The sequence below is a fragment of the Nocardia puris genome, from assembly GCF_003315035.1.
GTDB lineage: Bacteria > Actinomycetota > Actinomycetes > Mycobacteriales > Mycobacteriaceae > Nocardia > Nocardia puris.
Window position 1 is genome coordinate 11,940 of the sequence record NZ_QNRE01000027.1, and the last position, 21,987, is coordinate 33,926.

17 protein-coding genes are annotated in these 21,987 nt (G+C 70.7%); 12 read left to right on the plus strand and 5 right to left on the minus strand.

Going from position 1 to position 21,987, the window contains the following annotated elements; all coding sequences use genetic code 11:
* Positions 1 to 65 precede the first annotated feature (65 nt).
* Positions 66 to 2,768 (plus strand): ATP-binding protein, encoded by a 2,703-nt coding sequence (locus DFR74_RS33855; RefSeq protein WP_067514073.1) that lies wholly within the window; start codon positions 66 to 68, stop codon positions 2,766 to 2,768.
* Between the two features lie 105 nt (positions 2,769 to 2,873).
* Here DFR74_RS33855 and DFR74_RS33860 read toward each other — a convergent pair whose 3' ends face one another.
* Positions 2,874 to 3,110 (minus strand): hypothetical protein, encoded by a 237-nt coding sequence (locus DFR74_RS33860; protein WP_067514072.1) that lies wholly within the window; start codon positions 3,108 to 3,110, stop codon positions 2,874 to 2,876.
* Between the two features lie 120 nt (positions 3,111 to 3,230).
* On the opposite strand from DFR74_RS33860, the gene DFR74_RS33865 reads away from it, so the two are divergent.
* Both DFR74_RS33865 and ilvA read left to right on the plus strand, forming a co-directional pair.
* Positions 3,231 to 3,665, plus strand: coding sequence for a nitroreductase family deazaflavin-dependent oxidoreductase (locus DFR74_RS33865; protein WP_067514071.1), 435 nt, complete (start codon positions 3,231 to 3,233; stop codon positions 3,663 to 3,665).
* 54 nt (positions 3,666 to 3,719) lie between these two features.
* Entirely contained in the window at positions 3,720 to 5,075 is a 1,356-nt protein-coding gene (ilvA, locus tag DFR74_RS33870; protein ID WP_067514070.1) for a threonine ammonia-lyase IlvA, read from the plus strand.
* 151 nt (positions 5,076 to 5,226) lie between these two features.
* Here ilvA and DFR74_RS33875 read toward each other — a convergent pair whose 3' ends face one another.
* Together DFR74_RS33875 and treZ are read right to left on the minus strand one after the other, a co-directional pair.
* A complete protein-coding gene (locus tag DFR74_RS33875) occupies positions 5,227 to 6,444 on the minus strand; it encodes a serine hydrolase domain-containing protein (RefSeq protein WP_084538187.1) in 1,218 nt (405 codons plus the stop codon).
* A gap of 63 nt (positions 6,445 to 6,507) precedes the next feature.
* Positions 6,508 to 8,241, minus strand: a complete 1,734-nt coding sequence (treZ, locus tag DFR74_RS33880; RefSeq protein ID WP_067514068.1) for a malto-oligosyltrehalose trehalohydrolase — start codon at positions 8,239 to 8,241, stop codon at positions 6,508 to 6,510.
* A 75-nt stretch (positions 8,242 to 8,316) separates the two neighbouring features.
* Here treZ and DFR74_RS33885 point away from each other — a divergent pair, with 75 nt between their 5' ends.
* Positions 8,317 to 8,931, plus strand: a complete 615-nt coding sequence (locus DFR74_RS33885) for a class I SAM-dependent methyltransferase (protein WP_067514067.1) — start codon at positions 8,317 to 8,319, stop codon at positions 8,929 to 8,931.
* Positions 8,932 to 8,998: 67 nt separating this feature from the next.
* On the opposite strand, the gene DFR74_RS33890 is transcribed toward DFR74_RS33885, so the two are convergent.
* Positions 8,999 to 9,391: a hypothetical protein gene (locus DFR74_RS33890; RefSeq protein WP_147266027.1), complete on the minus strand. Its 393-nt coding sequence runs from the start codon at positions 9,389 to 9,391 to the stop codon at positions 8,999 to 9,001.
* A 148-nt stretch (positions 9,392 to 9,539) separates the two neighbouring features.
* Positions 9,540 to 13,088, minus strand: a complete 3,549-nt coding sequence (dnaE, locus tag DFR74_RS33895) for a DNA polymerase III subunit alpha (RefSeq protein ID WP_084538184.1) — start codon at positions 13,086 to 13,088, stop codon at positions 9,540 to 9,542.
* Positions 13,089 to 13,334: 246 nt separating this feature from the next.
* Here dnaE and DFR74_RS33900 point away from each other — a divergent pair, with 246 nt between their 5' ends.
* The 8 genes from DFR74_RS33900 to DFR74_RS33935 all read left to right on the plus strand — a co-directional run.
* A complete protein-coding gene (locus DFR74_RS33900; protein WP_067514083.1) occupies positions 13,335 to 13,784 on the plus strand; it encodes a hypothetical protein in 450 nt (149 codons plus the stop codon).
* Positions 13,785 to 14,079: 295 nt separating this feature from the next.
* Positions 14,080 to 15,270 carry a sensor histidine kinase gene (locus DFR74_RS33905; RefSeq protein ID WP_067514065.1) on the plus strand — a complete coding sequence of 397 codons (1,191 nt, stop codon included), beginning with the start codon at positions 14,080 to 14,082 and terminating at the stop codon, positions 15,268 to 15,270.
* Between the two features lie 52 nt (positions 15,271 to 15,322).
* Positions 15,323 to 16,117: a LytR/AlgR family response regulator transcription factor gene (locus DFR74_RS33910; protein ID WP_067514064.1), complete on the plus strand. Its 795-nt coding sequence runs from the start codon at positions 15,323 to 15,325 to the stop codon at positions 16,115 to 16,117.
* Complete coding sequence (locus DFR74_RS33915; RefSeq protein ID WP_232331920.1) at positions 16,114 to 16,479, plus strand: hypothetical protein; 366 nt, start codon at positions 16,114 to 16,116, stop codon at positions 16,477 to 16,479. Before DFR74_RS33910 ends, DFR74_RS33915 begins: the two co-directional genes overlap by 4 nt.
* A 3-nt stretch (positions 16,480 to 16,482) precedes the next feature.
* Positions 16,483 to 18,228 carry a sodium/solute symporter gene (locus tag DFR74_RS33920; protein WP_067514063.1) on the plus strand — a complete coding sequence of 582 codons (1,746 nt, stop codon included), beginning with the start codon at positions 16,483 to 16,485 and terminating at the stop codon, positions 18,226 to 18,228.
* 137 nt (positions 18,229 to 18,365) lie between these two features.
* The gene (locus DFR74_RS33925; RefSeq protein WP_067514062.1) at positions 18,366 to 18,719 is read left to right on the plus strand and encodes a DUF485 domain-containing protein; all 354 of its coding nucleotides are present in this window, start codon (positions 18,366 to 18,368) and stop codon (positions 18,717 to 18,719) included.
* Complete coding sequence (locus tag DFR74_RS33930) at positions 18,716 to 20,350, plus strand: solute symporter family protein (protein WP_067514061.1); 1,635 nt, start codon at positions 18,716 to 18,718, stop codon at positions 20,348 to 20,350. The genes DFR74_RS33925 and DFR74_RS33930 overlap by 4 nt, the downstream gene beginning before the upstream one ends.
* 120 nt (positions 20,351 to 20,470) lie before the next feature.
* The coding region (locus DFR74_RS33935; RefSeq protein WP_113975401.1) for an acetate--CoA ligase at positions 20,471 to 21,987 on the plus strand (1,517 nt) is incomplete at its 3' end.

A 21,987-nucleotide genomic window follows, 5' to 3' on the forward strand; every position in this document is an offset into this window, starting at 1 on the left:
TCGCGCATAAGTACTTTTCGCGGTCGATGACCTAAGTGGTGCCGGTTTCTCAGTACCGTGAACGGATGCTCCACGGACGCGAGACCGAACAGGCCCGGATCGACGACCTGATCGCCGCCGCGCGCGAGGGACGCAGCGGCGCGCTCGTGCTGCGGGGCGAACCGGGCATCGGCAAGAGCGCGCTGCTGGATTACGCGGCGGCCCAAGGCATCCCGTCCGTGCGCGGCGCGGGCGTGGAATCCGAGGCGGAGTTGCCCTTCGCGGGCCTGCACCTGCTGGTGCGGCCGGGAATGGCGCTGGTGGAGACCTTGCCGCAGCGGCAGCGGGCGGCCCTGCTCGGCGCGTTCGGACTCGGTGACCGCGAACCCGGCGACCGGTTGCTGATCGGACTGGCGGTGCTCTCGCTGCTGGCCGAGGAGGCCGCCGACGGGCCGCTGCTCTGCCTGATCGATGACGCGCACTGGCTCGACCGCGCCTCGGCGGAGACCCTGCTGTTCGCCGCGCGCCGCCTCGACGCCGAGGGCGTGGTGATGCTGTTCGCGACCAGGGCGGGCGCAGGCGATTTCCCCGCCCCCGGGCTCGCGGAACTCACCGTGGGCCCGCTGCGCCCGGAGGCCGCGGCCGCCGTGGTCGACCGGCACGACCCCGACCTGCCGCCCGCCCTGCGCTACCGCCTGCTCGGCGAAGCCGCGGGCAATCCCCTCGCACTGCGCGAGCTGCCCGGCGTGCTGGCGGCCGAATCCGTTCGCAGCGGCCCGAATCCGCTGCCGCTGACCGAACGTCTCCAGGTCGCCTTCTACGGGCGGGCCACCCGGCTACCTCTCGCGACCCGCACCCTGCTGCTGGTCGCGGCCGCGGCCGGAACCACGGACCTGGCACCGGTGCTGGCGGCCGCCGCGACGCTCGGCGCGCAGGTGTCGGATCTGGAACCCGCCGAGACCGAGCGGCTGATCCGCACCGACGGGAGCACCGTCGAATTCCGGCATCCGCTGCTGCGGTCGGCGATCTACCGGGGTGCGCCGCTGGCCCAGCGGCTGGCGGCGCATCGCGCGCTGGCCGAGACGCTCTCCGCACCCGCCGATGCCGACCTGCGAGCCTGGCACGCGGCCTCGGCCGCCACCGGCCCGGACGAGTCGGTCGCCGCCGCCCTGGCCGACACCGCCGACCGGGCGCGCGCCCGCACTGGTTTCCACGGCGCGGTCGTGGCCTACGAACGCGCCGCGGCGCTCAGCACCGATCCCGCCGCCACCGTGGAGCGGCTGGTGCTGGCCGCCGAGACCGCGAGCGAAGCGGGACTGGTCGACCTGTCGGGCGCGCTCGCCGAACGCGCGGCCGCCCGGACCGGCGATCCGCGGCTGACCGCCCGCCTGGATCTGGTGCGCGGGCTCGCGGAATTCGGTGCGGGCAAACACCTTCCGGCCTACCGCAGATTGCTGGCCGCGGCCGACGCCGCGCACGCGATCGATCCGGCGCTGACCCTGCGGATCCTCACGCCCACCGGACACATCGCCTGGTACCTGGGCGATGCCGAGATCGAGGGCATCACCGAGCGGCTGAAGATGCTCGACCTGCCCGAGGGACACCCCATGGCGGCGGCGATCGAGTATCTGGTCGACGGTCTGCACGGTCGCTACACCGCCGACCTGCGCGACGCGGCCGAGGCGGCACGCGGCGGGGACCGGCCGCGCGATCTGGCGCAACTGTGCGGCACCGGGTTGGTCGTCGGCCAGGACGAGCAGGTCGCCGAGCTCGCCGCGGAGCTGATCGCCGAATGCCGCGAGATGGGCCGCATCGGACCGCTGCCGACCCTGTTGTTCTTTCACGCCGAGGCGCAGCTGTTCCTCGGACGCCCCGGTGAGGCGCTGGTCATCGCGACCGAAGGCCTGCGCATCGCCGAGGACAGCGGACAAGGCCAGTGGGTGAGCCAGCTGGCCTCGTGCCTCGCCTATCTCGCGGCGTTGCGCGGGGCGGAAGCGGAATGCCGCGCGCACGTGGACCGCGCGCTGGCGGAGGAGTTCGGCGGTGCGAGCGCACCCGGCGTGACCTGGACGCACGCCGCCCTCGGGATGCTCGACCTCGGGCTGGGACGGGTGGACAGCGCCCTGACCCGGTTCACGCCGCTCAGCGAGGAGCCGTGCCGCCACCACGTCATCGGACTGCACTCGCTCCCCGATCTGGTCGAGGCCGCGGTGCGGCTCGGCGACACGACGCGGGCCGAGGAGTGCACGCGGCGTCTGGAGGGGTGGGCCGAGGATTCGCGACAGGGGTGGGTCGCGGCGCTGGCCGCCCGCTGTCGCGCGTTGGTGGCTCCCGACTCGGATGCCGACGGGCACTTCCGCGCCGCGCTCGACGGCACCGGCAGGCCGTTCGAGCACGCCCGCACCCAGCTCCTCTACGGCGAGTGGCTGCGGCGGCACCGGCGCAAGACCGAGGCCCGCGCGCAGTTGCGACCGGCGCTGGAGACGTTCGAGCGACTGGACGCGAGCCCGTGGGCGGAGCGGGCGCGCGGCGAACTCGGCGCGCTCGGCGGTGCCGACGCCGCGGCCAAGCCCGCGACCGGGGTGGTCGCCGCGCTCACCCCGCAGGAGTTGCAGATCGTCCGGCTGGCGGCGCAGGGCCTGTCGAACCGGGATATCGCGGCGCAGTTGTTCCTGAGCCCGCGCACGGTGGGACATCACCTGTACAAGGCGTATCCGAAGCTGGGGGTCGTCTCGCGGGGCGAACTCGGCGCTCTGGATCTGGGCGCGGAGGATCTCGGCGCGGACTGAGAGCCGGCCGTCGAGAGAGGTGGGTAACGCGCGCTGCGGGCCGAGGTCGCTGGAGGTACGCGAGACGCGAGAAGGTCCGGGACGTGTCGCGCGCAGGCCCGCTGTTCAGCGCAGGGACGATGCGCGGACCGACCGCACGGGCGCGGCACGGCGGGCGGCGTACGCGCCCACGATCCACCGGACGGCCGCGACCGCGGCGCCGGCCAGCACGGCCACCTGGGGCGAGCCGAGGATCAGGCCGAGCAGCACACCCGTGACCAGCGCGGCGGCGAGTGCTTCGAGCTTGTACACCGGCCACGCGGTACCCGCGATATCCACGGAGGAAGGGTGAACCGTCGTCATGTCGTCAGGATATACGGAGAGAGAGTTTCGGTCTACCGAACATTCGTGTCCGGCGCGGCCGCGCGGCATGTGTCGTCCGCGACTCGGAATACCGCCCGGCGCCGCGATGTTGTCCCCCTCATGCCATTAGCCGGAGAGTACGCACCGAGCACGTCCGATTGGGCCCGCGAACAGGCCGAGACCTACGAGAACTCGGGGGGAACGAAGGGTACGACGCTGCGCGGCGCGCCCGTGGTCCTGCTCACCACCAAGGGCGCCAAGACCGGGAAGCTGCGCAAGACCCCGCTGATGCGCGTCGAGCACGACGGCGAGTACGCGGTGGTCGCCTCGCTGGGCGGCGCACCGAAACACCCCGTCTGGTACCACAACATCGTCGCCGAACCCCACGTCGAACTGCGCGACGGCGAGGTCACCCGGGACTACACCGCGCGGGAGGTGTTCGGCGAGGAGAAGAAGCTGTGGTGGAACCGCGCCGTGCAGGTGTGGCCCGACTACGACGAGTACGCGCAGAAGACCACCCGCGAGATCCCCGTGTTCGTCCTCACACCACGCTGACGGGTTGCCCACCCGCCGCGCGGCCGGCACGCGGGGGGTGGCAGCATATTTCTGGTGTCCAACCCGCTTGATGTGATCGAGAAGACGTTCCCCGCGAGTCCCGCCCTGAGCGCGGACGAGATCGACGCGGCCATCAAGCGGATCACCGACATCATCGAGCCCACCCCCTTGCAGCTGAGCCCGCGCCTGTCCGCACTGACCGGCGCGCGGGTGTACCTCAAACGCGAGGACCTCACCGCCGTGCGCTCCTACAAACTGCGCGGCGCCTACAACCTCATCGTCCAGCTCAGCCCCGAGGAGCGGGCCGCGGGCGTGGTGGCGGCCAGCGCGGGCAATCACGCGCAGGGCGTCGCGTTCGCCTGCCAGGCCATGGGCATCAAGGGCCGCATCTACGTGCCCACCACCACGCCGCGCCAGAAGCGCGACCGCATCCGCGTGCACGGCGGCGAGTTCGTGGAGCTGATCGCGGTCGGCGAGACCTACGACGCGGCCGCCGCGGCCGCCGCCGCCGATGTCGAACGCACCGGCGCCACCATGGTGCCGCCGTTCGACGACGTGCGCACCGCCGCGGGCCAGGGCACCATCGCTGTGGAGATCCTCGAGCAGCTCGGCACCGCGCCCGATCTGGTGGTGATCCCCGTCGGCGGTGGCGGCTGCCTCGCCGGCATCGGCACCTACCTGCGCGAACGGGCCCCGCAGACGGCCATCCTCGGCGCGGAGCCCGCGGGCGCGGCATCCATGACCGCTGCGCTGGTGGCGGGCGGCCCGGTGACGCTGCCCGAGATCGACCCGTTCGTGGACGGCGCCGCCGTGCGCCGCATCGGCCAGGTGCCCTACGACGCGGTGGCGAAGTTCGGCGGCCGCGTGGTGTCGCACGGGTCGCTGCCGTTGCTCACCGCCACCGAATCGCGCCCGGGCGGCGGCGCGTTCCGGCTGCTGCAGGTCGACGAGGGCGCCATCTGCACCACCATGCTCGATCTCTACCAGAACGAGGGCATCATCGCCGAACCCGCGGGCGCGCTGGCCGTGGCCGCGCTCACCGAGGTCGACGTGGCGCCGGATTCGACGGTGGTGTGCCTGGTGTCGGGCGGCAATAACGACGTGTCCCGCTACGGCGAGATCATCGAGCGCTCGCTCGTGCACCGCGGCCTCAAGCACTACTTCCTGGTCGACTTCCCGCAGGAGCCGGGCGCGCTGCGCCGCTTCCTGGACGAGGTGCTCGGTCCCGACGACGACATCACCGTGTTCGAGTACGTCAAGCGCAATAACCGGGAGTTCGGCGCGGCGCTGGTCGGCATCGAACTCGGCGCGCCCGAGGGGCTGGCGCAGTTGCTGGAGCGGATGGACGCCTCGCCCATCCGCTGCGAACGGCTCGAGCCGGGCTCGCCGGCCTACCGGTACCTGACCTAGGCACATCGGTCGGCTGCTCCCTCCAGCCGCCTCAGCCCGCCGCGGGTGCTCCGTCCGGACGCGTCACGCCGCCGCGGGTACCACCCGAGCTTCGCCGTCCCGCCGCGTCAGGCGGCCGCGCGCAGACCACCCCGTCCGGACCTCCGCCGCGTCAAGCCGCCGCCGGCACCACCTCGGATGCGCCGCGGCGGCCCGCGCGCAGGCAGCGCACGATCAACGGGACCAGCCACATCGCCGCGAACTGGTCGGCGCCCAGTTGCGGCAGCGCCAGCCGGTTGTGCACGAAGCCCACCGAGAGCCGCCGCGCCGGATCGGCCCAGCCGAACGAACCGCCGAGCCCGATGTGCCCGAGTCCGCGCCGCCCGCCCGGCGCCGGCAGCGAGTGGTAGCCCAGGTGCCACATCATCGGCGCGTAGAACAGCGCGCGGTCCAGGTGATAGGTGTGCACCCGGCCGAGCGCGCGCACGGTTCCCGGGGACAGGTATGGCCTGCCGTCGACGGCCGGACCGCCCACCACCGCGCCGTACACGCTCGCCATCGTCGACGCGCTGCACACGCCGTTGCCCGCGCCCATCTCGGTCCGCAGGATCGGCGGCTGTTCACCCTCGAGGATGCGTTCCATCCCGGGCAGGAACAGGCAGCGGGTGGCCGCGCCGAGTGCGCCGGGCAGCAGATGCGAGCGGCGCAGCACATTCGAGCCGACCGGGGTGCCGAGCGCGCCCAGCTGGTTGCCGGTGAGCGGCGCGTACACCGTCGCCGAATCCGCAGGCGGCAGACCGAGATACGGCCCGTCCAGCCCGAGCGGGTCCGAGATCTCCTCGCGGTACAGCTGCCCCATGCTCTTGCCGGTGATCGCGCGGGCCAGTCCAGCCAGCAGCCAGCCGAAGGTCAGCGCGTGATAGGCGGGGACACCGAGCAGCCGGTCCGGCGCGGCCGTGGCCAGGCGGCTCTCCATGAGTTCGTGGTCGAGGACGTCCTCGACGCGGCGGGCGAGCGGGGCCAGCGAGGACAGGCCCGCGCTGTGCGTCATGACCTGCCGGACCGTGATCGCGCCCTTGCCGCGCGCGGCGAACAGCGGCCAGTACTCCGCGACGGGGGCGTCGTAGTCGAGCAGTCCGCGGTCGGCCAGCCGGTGGATGACGGTGGCGGTGAGGCCCTTGGTCGCGGAGAACACGATCGAGCCCGTGTCCCGCGTCCACGGCACACCGCCCGTGGCGCCGGTCCAGATGTCGACCAGCGGTTCGCCGTCCAGGTGCACGGCCAGCGCCGCACCCGCCCCTGGTCGATGGCCGAAGGCCTTGCCGAAAGCGCGGACCAGCGGACCGAATTCGACGGCCGCGCTGCCGTCGACCGAAGCCACGTTGCTCATCAACCCACGGTAGCGGCGCGACGCGCCCGCGTCGAGCATCTGTCCGGGACAGTTGACGTTCCGTTATCCGTGCAGTCCGTCGTCCAGGATCGTGAACGAGTGCGCGGGAACCGTGGTGGCGGTGGGACCTTCGGTCGCCGGTTCCCAGGACAGCAGCGAATATCCGGTCACCGGGATCCGCACCGGATCCTCCGACAGATTGCACAGCAGGTGTAACCGGCCGCGATGCACCACGATCCAGCGCTCCCGCTCGTCGTAGGCCACCCGGACGTCGGGCAGCGCGGGATCGGTCAGCTCGGGGCGGGCCCGGCGCAGCGCGAGCAGCGCCCGGTAGCAGTCCAGCAGCCGGGCCCGCGCGGGGTCGGCGAGTTCGGCCCAGTCCAGCTTCGACCGCAGGAACGTCGCCGGGTCCTGTGGATCGGGCACCTCGTCGGTGGACCAGCCGTGCTCGGCGAACTCCGCCTTGCGCCCGCTCGCGGTGGCCGCGCCGATCACCGGATCGGTGTGCGAGGTGAAGAACTGGAACGGCGTGCGCGCACCCCACTCCTCGCCCATGAACAGCATCGGCGTGAACGGCGAGCACAGTACCAGCGCCGCCTTCACGGCCAGCTGCCCGTCGGTGAGATACGCGCTGGGCCGGTCGCCGAGCGCGCGATTGCCCACCTGATCGTGGGTACAGGTGTAGGCGAGCAGCGCCGAGCCCGGCACCACCGAACGGTCCAGCGGCGTACCGTGTCTGCGGCCGCGAAAGCTGGAATACGTTCCGGCGTGGAAGAATCCGTGTGTCAGCGTGCGAGCGAGACAGGCCAGCGAGCCGAAATCGGTGTAGTAGCCCTGCCGTTCGCCGGACACCGCGGTGTGCACGGCGTGGTGCAGGTCGTCGTTCCACTGCCCCGTGAGTCCGTAGCCGCCCGCCGCGCGCGGCGTAATGAGCCGCGGGTCGTTGAGGTCGCTCTCGGCGATCAGCGTCAGCGGCCTGCGCACGTGCGCGGCGAGACGTTCGGTCTCGGCGGACAATTCGGCGAGCAGGTGCGTGGCGGTGCGGTCGACCAAGGCGTGCACGGCGTCCAAACGCAGGGCGTCGACGTGGAATTCGCGCAACCAGCGCAGCGCGTTGTCGAGGATGTGGCGGCGCACCTGGTCCGAGCCGGGACCGTCGAGGTTCAGGCTCTGGCCCCACGTGTTGCGGCCCTCGGTCAGATACGGCCCGAAGCGCGGCAGGTAGTTGCCCGAGGGGCCGAGGTGGTTGTGCACCACATCCAGGCACACCGCCAAACCTCGTGCGTGACAAGCGTTCACGAAGCGTTGCAGACCGTCCGGGCCGCCGTAGGACTCGTGCACCGCGTACCAGAGGACGCCGTCGTACCCCCAGTTGTGGGTGCCGTCGAAGGCGTTCACCGGCATCACCTCGACCACTGTGACACCGAGGTCGACCAAGTGACCCAGACGCTCGATCGCCGCGTCGAACGTGCCCTCGGGGGTGAAGGTGCCGATGTGCAGTTCGTAGAACACCGATCCGGCCAGCGGGCGACCGGTCCAGTCCTGATCGGTCCAGCCCGCCGGATCGAGGGTGTGCACCGCCGAGCGCGCGTGCACGCCGTCGGGTTGGCGGGGTGAGCGCGGATCGGGCAGCACGGTCGGATCGTCGTCGAGGAGGAAGCCGTATCGCGCGCCGTTCCCGGCCGGGTACTCGGCCCGCCACCTCCCGTTCGTGGCTCGCGTCAGCGGGAGCACCACCCCGTCCAGATCGAGTCGGACCGTCTCGGCGTATGGCGCCCACACCTCGAAGAGAGTCACCGCGCCAGCATCGCATGCACCGGCGGATGTCTCATCCCGGCGACACCGGCGCATCCGCTGTGCCAGAGTGGAGCGGTGGGAATCTATCGGGATCAGGTCGTCCCCCGCCTCGTGAACCTCGCCTGCGGGATGAAGGCCAACGATCGGGAGCGCGCCCGCGTGTGCTCCGGGTTGCACGGGCGGGTGGTCGAGATCGGGTTCGGGTCCGGCTTCAACGTGCCGTTCTATCCCGAGGCCGTACGCTCGATCAGCGCGGTGGAGCCCGCCGACCTCGGCTGGAAACTGGCCGCCAAGCGTCTCGAGCGGGCGAAGGTGCCGATCGAGCGGGCGGGGCTGGACGGGCAGGCACTGCCGTTCGCCGACAACAGTTTCGAGACGGCGCTGTCCACCTGGACGCTGTGCACCATCCCCGACGTCGCCGCCGCCCTGAGCGAGGTGCGCCGAGTCCTCGTGCCCGGCGGCACACTGCATTTCGTGGAGCACGGCCTCGCACCCGACGCGGGGGTGCAGACGTGGCAGCACCGGTTGAATCCGATCCAGAACGCCGTGGCCGGTGGCTGCAATCTGGACCGCGATATCCGCGGCATCGTGGAGGCGGCGGGGTTCGAGATCCGCGACCTGGATGTGTACTACGCCGAGGGGCCGAGGTTCCTCGCGGCGCTCAGCCTGGGAGTCGCGGTCTCCGCGTAGCGCGTATGTGATCGCCACGCACGCGGAAGGTCCGGCTGCGCGAGCCGGACCTTCCGCGTGCGGACCGTCAGTCGATCTGGATGTGGACCGAGTACGTCGCGTTGCCGCGCGTCGGCATCACCACCAGGCTGTAGTTGTCGTCGGCGGGCAACACCACCTGTCCCCACCGCTGCTCCTCCAGCAGCAGGTAGCCGTTGCCCGTGGCGAAGTTGATCACCGCGTTGTCCTCGACCGACTCGACGCGCACCGTCACCGTCTGCCCGGCACCCGCCTCCACGAGGTACACGTCGAGGTCGCCGCGGACCACCGCACCGTCGACGGTCGCCGCGTTCGTCCCCGGCGCGAACCGGATCTGCGAGTAGCTACCCGCCCGTGCCGTCGCCGCGAACACCGCCGCGACGGTGCCGAAAACCACCAGCGCGACCAGCACGCCACGCGCAGAGCGCAAGATTCTTGCCATGACCGGATTCCCATTGTCTCCAGGGTGAAATTGGACCGGCCCAACCTCCCCCACTGCCCTTACGGTTCGCTGAAGAAGCGGTTAAGGCCGCCGGGAACCGACGGCCGCACCGTGAATCACGCACGCGCGCAGCCGAATCCGCGACCGCTCACGCCGTGAGGCAGCTCGGGCCGAGGAGGGCTTTGAGGTCGCCGAACAGGGCCGAGGACGGGGAGACGCGGAGGCTGTCGTCGAGTTTGAGCAGGGTGGTCTTCTCGCGGGCGCCGACGTGGCGCAGGTGCACGTCGGAGGTGCCGGGGTGGCGGGAGAGGACGCGCTTGAGTTCGGAGACCTTGTCGGGGGTGCACATGCGGGTGGAGATGGTGACCGACAACGGTTTCGCGACGCCGATGGACGACAGGTCGGGGACGGCGAGGTCGTTGGCGATCAGCGAGATCCGGTCGTCGCGCACCGAGACGCGCGCCTTCACCAGCACGACCGCGTCCTCCACCACGTCGGCGCCGTACACCGAGTACGCCTGCGGGAAGAACAGCACCTCGATGCCACCGGTGAGGTCCTCGAGCTGCGCCGACGCCCAGGCCAGGCCGTTCTTGTTGATGCGCCGGTTCACCGAGGCGAGGATGCCGCCCAGGGTGACCTGCTGACCGTCCTTGACATCGCCTTCGAGGATGGCGGGGATCTGGGTGTCGGCCTGGGCGGCGAGCACGTGCTCCACGCCGTTGAGCGGATGCCCGGACACGTACAGGCCCAGCATCTCGCGCTCGAGCGCCAGCTTGTGCTTGGTCTCCCACTCCTCCTCGGGGACCGCGACATTGAACACCGAGGCCACCGAATCGTCACCGTCGTCGAGCCCGCCGAACAGGTCGAACTGACCCATCGCCTCGGCCTTCTTGGTGGTCATCACCGCGTCGATGGCGTCGGAGTGGATGAGCATCAGGCCCTTGCGGGGATGGCCGAGGGAGTCGAACGCGCCCGCCTTGATGAGGGATTCGGTGACCTTCTTGGTGCAGGCCACGGCGTCGATCTTGTTCAGGTAGTCGGAGAAGTCGGTGAACTTCGACTTCTCCTTGCGCGCCTGGATGATCGAGGACACCACGTTGGCGCCGACGTTGCGCACCGCGCCGAGACCGAAACGGATGTCCTTGCCGACCGAGGCGAAGTTCTGCTCGGACTCGTTCACATCCGGCGGCAGCACCGTGATGCCCAGTTTGCGGCAGTCCGACAGGTAGACGGCGGCCTTGTCCTTGTCGTCGCCGACGGAGGTGAGCAGGCCCGCCATGTACTCGGCGGGGTAGTTCGCCTTGAGATAGGCGGTCCAGAACGACACCAGGCCGTAGCCCGCCGCGTGCGATTTGTTGAACGCGTACCCGGCGAACGGGAGGATGGTGTCCCACAGCGCCTTGATGGCCGGTTTGGAGAAGCCGTTGGCCAGCATGCCCTCTTCGAAGCCCTCGAACTCCGCGGCCAGCACTTCGGCCTTCTTCTTGCCCATGGCGCGGCGCAGGATATCGGCTCGGCCGAGGGAGTACCCGGCCACCTTCTGCGCGATCTGCATGATCTGCTCCTGGTACACGATCAACCCGTAGGTGTCGGCCAGGATCTCTTTGAGCGGCTCCTCCAGCTCGGGGTGGATCGGCTTGACCTCTTGGCGCCCGTTCTTGCGGTCGGCGTAGTCGTTGTGGGCGTTCATGCCCATCGGGCCGGGGCGGTACAGCGCGAGCACGGCGACGATGTCCTCGAAGCCGGTGGGCTGCATGCGGCGCAGCAGGTCGCGCATGGCGCTGCCGTCGAGCTGGAACACACCGAGAGTGTCACCGCGCGAGAGCAATTCGTAGGTGGGCGGATCGTCCAGCGGCAGGTTGTCCATATCGAGGTCGATGCCGCGATTGGCCTTGATGTTGTCCAGCGCGTCACCGATGACGGTGAGGTTGCGCAGGCCGAGGAAGTCCATCTTGAGCAGGCCGATGGCCTCGCACGACGGGTAGTCCCAGCCGGTGATGATCGCGCCGTCCTGGGGCCGCTTCCAGACCGGGATCGCTTCCATCAGCGGTTCGGAGGACATGATCACCGCGCAGGCGTGCACGCCCGCGTTGCGGATCAGGCCCTCGAGGCCGCGCGCGGTCTCGTAGATCTTGGCGACATCGGGGTTGTTGCCGATGAGTTCGCGGACCTCGGCGGCTTCCTTGTACCGCTCGTGCTCGGGATCCATGATCCCCGAGAGCGGGATGTCCTTGGCCATGATCGGCGGCGGCAGCGCCTTGGAGATCTGGTCGGCGATGGCGAAACCGGGCTGGCCGAACTGGACGCGCGCCGAGTCCTTGATCGCGGCCTTGGTTTTAATCGTGCCGAAGGTGATGACCTGGGCGACGCGGTCGCTGCCCCATTTGTCGGTGGCGTAGCGGACCATCTCACCGCGGCGGCGATCGTCGAAGTCGATATCGATATCGGGCATCGAGACGCGCTCGGGATTGAGGAATCGCTCGAACAGCAGACCGTGCGGGATCGGGTCGATGTTCGTGATGCCCATGGCGTAGGCCACCAGCGAACCGGCGGCCGAACCGCGGCCGGGGCCGACGCGGATGCCGACCTCGCGCGCGTGGTTGATCAGGTCGCCGACCACGAGGAAGTAGGCGGGAAAGCCCATCTCGCAGATGACGTTCAGCTCGTACTCGGCCCGGCGCACGTATTCGTCGGGCACGCCGTTCGGGAAGCGGCGGTCCAGCCCGCGCATCACTTCCTTGTGCAGCCACGAGGCCTGGGTCTCGCCCTCGGGCACCGGGAAGATCGGCATCCGGTCGTGGTGGGCCCACACGTCCTCGTAGGACTGGACGCGCTCGCCGATCCATTCGGTGTTGTCGCACGCGCCGGGGACTTCGGCGTCCCAGATCGCGCGCATCTCCTCGGCGCTCTTGAGGTAGTAGCCGGAGCCGTCGAACTTGAAGCGGGTGGGGTCGGACAGCGTCTTGCCGGTCTGCACGCACAGCAGCGCCTCGTGGTTGGCCGCGTCAGATTCGTGCACGTAGTGGCAGTCGTTGGTGGCCAGCGGCGGGATGTCGAGTGTGCGCCCGATCTCGAGCAGGCCCTCGCGGACCCGGCGCTCGATGGACAGGCCGTGGTCCATCACCTCGAGGAAGAAGTTGTCCTTGCCGAAGATCTCCTGCCACTTGGCGGCGGCCTCGAGCGCCTCGCGGTCGTGGCCGAGGCGCAGGCGGGTCTGCACCTCGCCGGAGGGGCAGCCGGTGGTGGCGATGATGCCCTCGGCGTGCTGAGCGATGATCTCGGCGTCCATGCGCGCCCACTTGCCGAGCTGGCCCTCGATGGACGCGAGGCTGGACAGCTTGAACAGGTTGCGCAGGCCGGTCGCGGTCTCGGCGACCATCGTCATGTGGGTGTAGGCGCCCGAACCCGAGACGTCGTCGCTCTTCTGGCTGGGATCGCCCCACTGGATGCGCTTGGTGTCGAAGCGGGACGCGGGCGCGATGTAGGCCTCGATGCCGATGATCGGCTTGACGCCGGCCTTGGTGGCGGAGTTGTAGAACTCGGACGCGCCGTACATGTTGCCGTGGTCGGTCATGCCGACGGCGGTCATGCCGAGACGCTTCGCCTCGGCGAAGAGCGGGGAGATCTTGGCGGCACCGTCCAGCATCGAATATTCGGTGTGGTTGTGCAGGTGAACGAACGATCCGGACGCGGCCAAGACAGTCCTTCCCTCCTGGTCTCGACGGGGGTTGGCCTAGCGATTCTAGGCACGCCCCACCGACACGTTTCGACCGCCACGCGGCGGGAAACGCACGCTGTCGCGAAGTCCCAGGAACCCTCGGCGTGTCGGTGTCGAACGTCACCGGCGCGTCGCGGAACGGCCGGTGCGGGGCGGGTGGCGCTGGTAGCGTCGGCCGGGCACGCAGACCACGAATCCGCGACGATCCGTATCGAGGTGTCGACGATGACCACCAAGATCAAGACAGGTTTCACGCTCGGGCTGCCCGCCGCACTGGCGGTCGTGGCGCTCACTGCCACCGCGGCGCCGGCCGCCGCCAACGGCGGCGAGTTCCAGACCGCCTACTCGCTCACGCAGGGCCTGTGCATCGCCCAGGTCGACGCGTCGGTCGCCGGGGACGCCTATCCGGAGGCCGCGGCGTTCACCGTGTCCACCACGATGTGGGGCGTGGGCACCTGCTCCCTGCCGGTCACGCTGAACTGGCGCAACACCGAGACCGGCGAGACCGGTTCGGTCACCCGCACCGCCAACGGCCCCGGCTACTGGATGAACGACGGGCGCGGCGCGCTCTTCAGCCCGGGCGTCGGCACGTTCACCGGCACCGTCACCATCGGGCAGGCCCACATTCCCGAACCGGGCACGCTGGAATTCACCGTCTCCGAGTACCAGGGCTGATCCGGGCTACCAGGGTGATCGCGGCGTTTCGCGCGCCCGCGATCCGCTGTTGCCCGGCCACGGCCGGATCTCACCGCCGTCACGGGCGATCGGCCCGCACCGGCGATCCGGCCTGCGCATCGCCGCCGTCATCCCCCGGCGGCCCGACGTCCTACGTCGACACCGTCCACAACGACGCGCACCGCCGCGAACAGGTCCGCTCGGCCGAGAACCGCAAGCCTCGTGCACGACCGCGCCGCCGGCACGGCTCACCGCGACGACCGGGACATAATCGGAAGATGGTCGGAGGTCGGAGGTGACCGCCACCGCCGTGGTCGTAGCCGTGCTGGCGGCGGTGGGCGGGGCGCTGCTGGTGTGGTTGGGCACCCGCCGCGTGGTGACGACCCCTGCGGAGCGGGCGGTGCACTCGGCCCTGCACACGGCGTCACTGGCGGCGGTGCCGTTGCGACGGGGGCTCACCGAGGAGTCGGCGCAAGAGGCGGCACCGCATCTGCGGGCGCTCACCGGAGCCGTGGCGCTGGGCGTCGCCGACGCCGACGCGACGTTGCTGGCCTGGGACGGACCGCACGAAGACCTCACCGAGGTGTTCGCCGACGCCGCCCGGCGCGCCATTGCCGGGGAGCGCCCGGTGCTGGTCGCCGGGCCCGCCCACGCCGAGCACGGCGCGCGCACGCTGGTCGCGCAACCGCTGCTGATCGAGAACAACGGCGTCGCGGGCGCGCTGGGCGTGGTCACCGGGGGCAAGCCCGGCCCCGGTCTGCTCGGCGCGGTCGCCGAGGTCGCCCGCTACGCCTGCGGCCAACTGGAACTCGCCGAACTCGACGCCTCGCGCGCCCGCCTGGACCGCGCCGAAGTCCGGGCGCTGCGCGCGCAGATCAGCCCGCACTTCATCTACAACGCGCTCAACACCATCGCCTCGTTCGTGCGCACCGATCCCGACCGCGCCCGCGAACTGATCCTCGAATTCGCCGACTTCACCCGCTACTCCTTCCGGGCGGCGGGCGAATTCACCGTCCTGTCGGAGGAACTGCGCAATATCGAGCGCTATCTCGCGCTGGAGCGCGCCCGCTTCGGCGACGCGTTGCAGGTGCGGTTGCGCATCGCGCCGGAGGTGCTGGGGGTGGTGCTGCCGTTCCTCGCGCTGCAACCGCTGGTGGAGAACGCGGTGCGCCACGGCATCGCGGGCCGCGCGGGCGGCGGCACCATCACCCTCGAGGCCACCGACGCGGGCACCGACTGCCTCATCGCCGTGGAGGACGACGGCTCGGGCATGGATCCGGAGCTGTTGCGCTCCGGCGCGCTGGACGCCGTCGCCACCGGCCCGGCGGGGTCCGGCGAATCCGCGCACGTCGGCCTCGCCAACGTCGACGACCGGTTGCGCGCCGCGTTCGGCGACGACTACGGCCTGGTGGTGGAGACGGCGCCCGGCGCGGGAACCAAAGTGAGCCTGCGGGTTCCGAAGTTCCGCGCCGGCGTGCGGGCCTGAGCCGCCGACTCCCGCCAGTCGGACGCGGGCCGACCCTTACCATGGACGGGTTGTGACGCAGAACACCGACAAGGGAGCGAGCGCGCTGCGCGTGCTCGCCGTGGACGACGAGAAACCCGCTCTGGACGAGCTGGTGTACCTGCTGCGCACCCAGCCCGAGGTCGGCGAGATCCACTCGGCGGGCGACGCGACCGGCGCGCTGCGGGTGCTGCGCACCCACCCCGTGGATGCCGTCTTCCTCGACATCAACATGCCCGGCCTGGACGGGATGGAGCTCGCGGGCATCCTGTCCGAATTCGCGAATCCGCCCGCCGTGGTGTTCGTGACCGCCCACGACGACCGCGCGGTCGGCGCCTTCGACCTCGGCGCGGTGGACTACCTGCTCAAACCGCTGCGCGAGGCGCGCCTGGCCGAGGCCGTGCGCCGCATCACCCAGACCCGCACCGCCCCACCGCCCGCCGCCGCGCCCCGCGCGGATCCGAACGAGGTGATCCCGGTGGAGCTCGGCGGCGTCACCACCCTCGTGCACCGCAACGCGGTGAGCTGGGTGGAGGCCGACGGCGACTACGCCCGCCTGCACACCACCGCCGGGTCGCACCTGGTGCGCATCCCGCTCTCGGCGCTCGAATCCCGGTGGCAGGACGCCGGTTTCCTGCGCGTGCACCGCTCCTACCTGGTCGCCCTGCGCCTGGTGACCGGGTTGCGCACGGTCGGCAACGGCACCGTGGTGTGCCTGCGCGCCGAGGGCGGCGCGGCCGCCGTCGAACTCCCGGTGAGCCGCCGCCAGGTTCGCGAACTCAAACAGCGCCTGGTGCACGGGCCCCGCCAGACCTGGACACACCGGTGACCGGCCCGCAGCGCCCCGCCCGCGAACGCGTGGTCCTGGCCGAACGGCGCGGCGCCCGACGGGTGCGGGCGCGGGTGGAACTGGCCGAGCAGACCGAGATCGGTGAGGCGCTGATCGGCGGGCTGATCCGGGCCCAGCTGGGTCTGGCGCTGCGGTTCGCGCTGGTGGCGGTGGTGACGTTCGGCGCGCTGCCGGTGCTGTTCGGCGTCACCGCGCTCGGAGAGGCCGTGGTGTTCGGGGTGCGGCTGCCGTGGCTGCTGCTGGGCTTCGCGGTCTATCCGGCGCTGTACTTGATGGCGCGCCTGTACGTGAAGCTGGCCGAACGCAACGAGGAGGACTTCCTCGACGTGACCGGGGACTGAACCGTGGGCGCCCCCGCTCTCACCCTGGTCGCGCTGCTGCTCGCCGCCGTCGCCACCGTGGCCATCGGCGCCTACGGGGTGCGCATGGCGCGCACCACCTCCGACTTCCTGGTCGCCTCCCGCAGCGTGGGCCCCGGCTGGAACGCGGCCGCCATCTCCGGCGAATATCTCTCGGCCGCTTCGTTTCTGGGCGTGGCCGGGCTCATCGCCAAATACGGGGCCGACGCGCTGTGGTATCCGGTGGGTTTCACGGCGGGCTATCTCGGCCTGCTGCTGTTCGTGGCCGCGCCGCTGCGGCGCTCCGGCGCGTACACGGTGCCCGACTTCGCCGAATTCCGGCTCGGCTCGGCGCGTTTGCGCAAGCTCGCCGCGGTCGTGGTGGTGCTGGTGTGCGCGGTGTACCTCATCCCCCAGTTCCAGGGCGCGGGCCTCACGCTGCGCATCCTGCTCGACGTGCCGAGCTGGGTGGGCGCGGTGGCGGTGGGCGCCATCGTCATCGCGAACGTCACCGGCGGCGGCATGCGCTCCATCACGCTGGTGCAGGCGTTCCAGTACTGGCTGAAGTTCACCGCCGTCGCGCTGCCCGCGCTGGTGCTGTTCGCGCACTTCCTCGGCGAGGATCGAGAACTCGGCGCGCCCGCGCCACCCGTCGTCGCCGAGCGCACCACCGTCGACGTCACCACCGACGTGGTGGTACAGGTCGGGGCGCCGCAAACGGTGTCGATCACGGGAACCCTGGACGGGCGCGCGGTCGACGGACCGGTCACGCTCACCCCCGGCGAGCACGTGCTGGGCGCGGACAGCGAACTCGTCCTCGACGCGGGCGCGACGGTGCCGGTGGTGGCGGGCGCGCCCGCCGACGGCGCGAGCTGGCTGACCACGGGCGGCGGTTTCGGCGGCACTCACCCCACCTACCAGGTGTATTCGCTGATGATCGCGACGTTCCTGGGCACGATGGGCCTGCCGCACGTGCTGGTGCGTTTCTACACCAACCCCGACGGGCGCGCGGCCCGCGCCACCGCACTGGCCGTGATCGGCTTGGTCGGCATGTTCTACCTGTTCCCGACGCTGCTCGGCGTGTTCGCGAGGCTCTATGTGCCGCAACTGCTCATCACCGGCACTTCCGACGCGGCCGTGCTGCTGCTGCCGGGGTCGGTGCTGAGCGGGTTGCCCGGCCAACTGCTGGCGGCGCTGGTCGCGGCGGGCGCGATCGCCGCGTTCCTGTCCACGTCGTCGGGGCTGCTGGTGAGCATCGCGGGCGTGCTCAGCACCGATGTACTGCGCGGGCGCATCCGCGATTTCCGGGTGGCCGCGCTGGTGGCCGGCGCTGTGCCGCTGGGGCTTTCGCTCACCGTCGCCTCTCTGGATCTGTCCAGGACGGTGGCGCTGGCGTTCTCGGTGGCCGCGTCCACGCTGTGCCCGCTGCTCGTGCTCGGCATCTGGTGGCGCGGGCTCACCGCGAAAGGCGCTGCGGCGGGCCTGATCACGGGCGGCTCGGCCGCGGGCGGCGCCACGGCGGTCTCGGTGGCGGGCGGTGTGCCGGAATCGGTGGCGAACGGCTGGCTTTCGGCGATCCTCGGCTATCCGGCGGCGGTGAGCGTGCCGCTGGCGTTCCTCACCATGATCGGGGTGAGCCTGGCGACCCGCGGGCCCGGACCGCGCGCGGTGCGGCGGGTGTTCGTGCGCATGCACGCCCCGGAACGGCTGGGGATGGGTTCGGACCGGGAACGCGGGCTGCGGGCGGGCTGACCGTTCGTCGCACCGTGGCGACCGTTCACCGCACGGATCGGCACCTTCACGGACGTGACCCGCGACACAGGGTTCCAGGGGCACCGCCGCGGTCTACCTTCACCGGAGTAAGCCACGTCACACGCTAGGACGATCCGATGACCAGTATCGACCTCGACGGCACCACGTCACCGCGCCCACCGAGCGCCGCCGACTTCGCCGCCGTGCAGGCCAGCCCGCAGTTCCAAGAGCTGCGCACCCGCCTGCGCCGCTTCGTGTTCCCGATGACCGCCGTGTTCCTGATCTGGTATCTGAGCTACGTGCTGCTCGGCGCCTACGCGCACGACTTCATGTCGGCCACGGTGTTCGGCAATGTCAACGTCGGCCTGCTGCTCGGGCTGGCGCAGTTCGTCACCACCTTCGCGATCACCGGCCTGTACGTGCGCTTCGCCAATCGCGAACTCGACCCGCGCGCCGCCGCCATCCGCGAGCAGATGGAGGGCAAGGCATGAGCACCCAGTACCTGGCCGCGAGCACGGTCGGCAACCCGCTCGCCAATATCGCCATCTTCGGCCTGTTCGTCGCCGTCACGATGGTCGTGGTGATCCGCGCCAGCCGCAACAACTCCACCGCCGCCGACTACTTCACCGGCGGGCGCGGCTTCTCCGGCCCGCAGAACGGCGTCGCCATCGCGGGCGACTACCTCTCGGCCGCGAGCTTCCTCGGCATCGCAGGCGCGATCGCGGTGTACGGCTACGACGGCTTCCTCTACTCCATCGGCTTCCTGGTGGCGTGGCTGGTGGCGCTGCTGCTGGTCGCCGAAATGCTGCGCAACACCGGCAAATTCACCATGGCCGACGTGCTGAGCTTCCGCCTGAAGGAACGCCCGGTGCGCACCGCCGCCGCGCTGTCCACGCTCACCGTGTCGCTGTTCTACCTGCTGGCGCAGATGGCGGGCGCGGGCGGCCTGGTGGCGCTGCTGCTCGATATCTCCGACCGGGCCGGGCAGTCCATCGTGATCGCGGTGGTCGGCGTGCTGATGATCATCTACGTGCTGGTCGGCGGCATGAAGGGCACCACGTGGGTGCAGATCATCAAGGCGGTGCTGCTGATCAGCGGCGCCGGGCTGATGACGCTGATGGTGCTGGCCAAGTTCGGGTTCGACTTCTCCGAACTGCTCGGCTCGGCGCAGTCCATGGTGTCCGGCTCGGCCAGTGAGGCCGTCGCCGCCCGCGACGTGCTGGCGCCCGGCGCGCAGTACGGCGGCAGCGAGATGTCCAAGCTGAACTTTCTCTCCCTCGGCCTGGCGCTGGTGCTGGGCACCGCGGGCCTACCGCACGTGCTGATGCGCTTCTACACCGTGCCCACGGCCAAGGAGGCCCGGCGCTCGGTGGTGTGGGCGATCGGCCTGATCGGCGCGTTCTACCTGTTCACGCTGGTGCTGGGCTACGGCGCGGCGGCCATCGTCGGCCCCGATCGCATCCTCGCCTCGGCGGGCGGCCAGAACTCGGCGGCGCCGCTGCTGGCCTTCGAACTGGGCGGGGTGCTGCTGCTGGGCGTCATCTCGGCGGTCGCGTTCGCCACCATCCTCGCGGTGGTCGCGGGCCTCACCATCACCGCGGCGGCCTCGTTCGCCCACGACATCTACGGCAGCGTGCTCAAGCGCGGCAAGGCCGACGAGTCGGCGCAGGTGCGGGTCTCGCGCATCACGGCGGTGGTGATCGGCGTGCTGGCCATCGGCCTGGGCATCCTGGCCAACGGGCAGAACATCGCCTTCCTGGTGGCGCTGGCCTTCGCGGTCGCGGCGGCGGCGAACCTGCCGACCATCGTGTACTCGCTGTTCTGGCGGCGCTTCAACACCACCGGCGCGCTGTGGAGCATGTACGGCGGCCTGATCTCGACCATCGTGCTGATCGTGTTCTCGCCCGCCGTGTCGGGCAGCGCCACCGCGATGCTGCCGAGCGCCGACTTCGACTGGTTCCCGCTGTCGAACCCCGGCATCGTCTCCATCCCGCTGGCGTTCGCGCTCGGCGTGATCGGCACCCTGCTGGGCGGCCGCACGCCGGAGAACCCGGACAAGGCCGCCGAGATGGAGGTCCGCTCGCTCACCGGGGTGGGCGCGGAGAAAGCGGTCGTGCACTGACCGCCCGGTCCCGGCCGGGACCGCACAGACCGCCGCAACGGCGCGGCGCCGGCCGGGTCCCGGACATGTTCGGGACCCGGCCCCATCGCCGTTCTCACTGAAGTCGATAGGAGATAGAACGTGACCAGTGCGACCACCGACGATGTGCACACCCTCCCCGAGGCGTTCCCGCCGAGCCCCGAGTTCGCCGCGCAGGCCAACGCCGACGCCTCGCTCTACGCCGCGGCCGAGGCGGACCGGCTGGGCTTCTGGGCGGAGCAGGCCGGGCGCCTGCACTGGCATCGCCAGTGGGACCAGGTGCTGGACTGGAGCGACGCGCCGGTCGCGAAATGGTTCGTCGGCGGACAGCTCAACGTCGCCTACAACTGCGTGGATCGCCACGTCGCCGACGGGTACGGCGACAAACCCGCGATCCTGTTCGAAGGCGAGCCCGGCGACTCCCGCACGCTGACGTATCGCGATCTGCTGCACGAGGTTTCGCGCGCCGCGAACTACTTCACCGAACTCGGCCTGGTCGGCGGGGATCGGGTCGCGATCTACATGCCGATGATCCCCGAGGCGATCGTCGCGATGCTGGCCTGCGCGCGCCTGGGCCTCACGCACTCGGTGGTGTTCGCGGGCTTCTCCCCCGCCGCCCTGCGCCAGCGCGTGGACGACGCGGGCGCCCGGCTGATCGTCACCACCGACGGCCAGTACCGCCGCGGCGTGCCCACACCGCTCAAGACCGCCGTCGACGAGGCCCTGGGTGAGGACCTCTCGACCGTCGAGCACGTCTTGGTCGTGGCGCGCACGGGGATCGAGACGCCGATGCGTGAGGGCCGTGACCTGTGGTGGCACGAGACGGTCGCCGCCGCCTCCCCCGACCACGAAGCCCAACCCTTCGACGCCGAACACCCCCTGTTCATCCTCTACACCTCCGGCACCACCGGAAAACCCAAAGGCATCCTCCACACCAGCGGCGGCTACCTCACCCAAGCCGCCTACACCCACCACAACGTCTTCGACCACAAACCCGACACCGACATCTACTGGTGCACCGCCGACATCGGCTGGGTCACCGGCCACAGCTACATCGTCTACGGCCCCCTCGCCAACCGCGCCACCCAAATCGTCTACGAAGGCACCCCGAACACGCCGAACGAGCACCGGCACTTCGAGATCATCGAAAAGCACCGCGCCACCATCTATTACACGGCGCCCACGCTGATCCGCACGTTCATGAAGTGGGGCCCGGAAGTCCCGGCGGCACACGACCTTTCGTCGCTGCGGCTATTGGGCTCGGTGGGCGAGCCGATCAACCCCGAAGCGTGGCGCTGGTACCGCCACCACCTCGGCGCGGATCGCGCGCCCGTGGTGGACACGTGGTGGCAGACCGAGACGGGCGCGATCATGATCTCCCCGCTGCCCGGCGTCACCGCCGCCAAACCCGGTGCGGCACAAGCACCCCTGCCCGGCATCGTCACCGCCGTGGTGGACGACGACGCGAATCCCTTGCGGCACGGCGAGACCGAGGCCAACGGCTACCTCGTCCTCACCGAACCCTGGCCGTCGATGCTGCGGGGCATCTGGGGCGACATGGACCGCTACCGCCAAACCTACTGGGAACGCTTCGCCGAACACGGCTGGTACTTCGCCGG

What these genes read in the sequence shown, in the direction of transcription:
- DFR74_RS33855 (WP_067514073.1), top strand. Translation starts at nt 66, where the DNA reads ATGCTCCACGGACGCGAGACCGAACAGGCCCGGATCGACGACCTGATC.
- DFR74_RS33860 (WP_067514072.1), bottom strand. Translation starts at nt 3,110, where the DNA reads ATGACGACGGTTCACCCTTCCTCCGTGGATATCGCGGGTACCGCGTGG.
- DFR74_RS33865 (WP_067514071.1), top strand. Translation starts at nt 3,231, where the DNA reads ATGCCATTAGCCGGAGAGTACGCACCGAGCACGTCCGATTGGGCCCGC.
- DFR74_RS33875 (WP_084538187.1), bottom strand. Translation starts at nt 6,444, where the DNA reads ATGAGCAACGTGGCTTCGGTCGACGGCAGCGCGGCCGTCGAATTCGGT.
- DFR74_RS33890 (WP_147266027.1), bottom strand. Translation starts at nt 9,391, where the DNA reads ATGGCAAGAATCTTGCGCTCTGCGCGTGGCGTGCTGGTCGCGCTGGTG.
- DFR74_RS33900 (WP_067514083.1), top strand. Translation starts at nt 13,335, where the DNA reads ATGACCACCAAGATCAAGACAGGTTTCACGCTCGGGCTGCCCGCCGCA.
- DFR74_RS33925 (WP_067514062.1), top strand. Translation starts at nt 18,366, where the DNA reads ATGACCAGTATCGACCTCGACGGCACCACGTCACCGCGCCCACCGAGC.
- DFR74_RS33930 (WP_067514061.1), top strand. Translation starts at nt 18,716, where the DNA reads ATGAGCACCCAGTACCTGGCCGCGAGCACGGTCGGCAACCCGCTCGCC.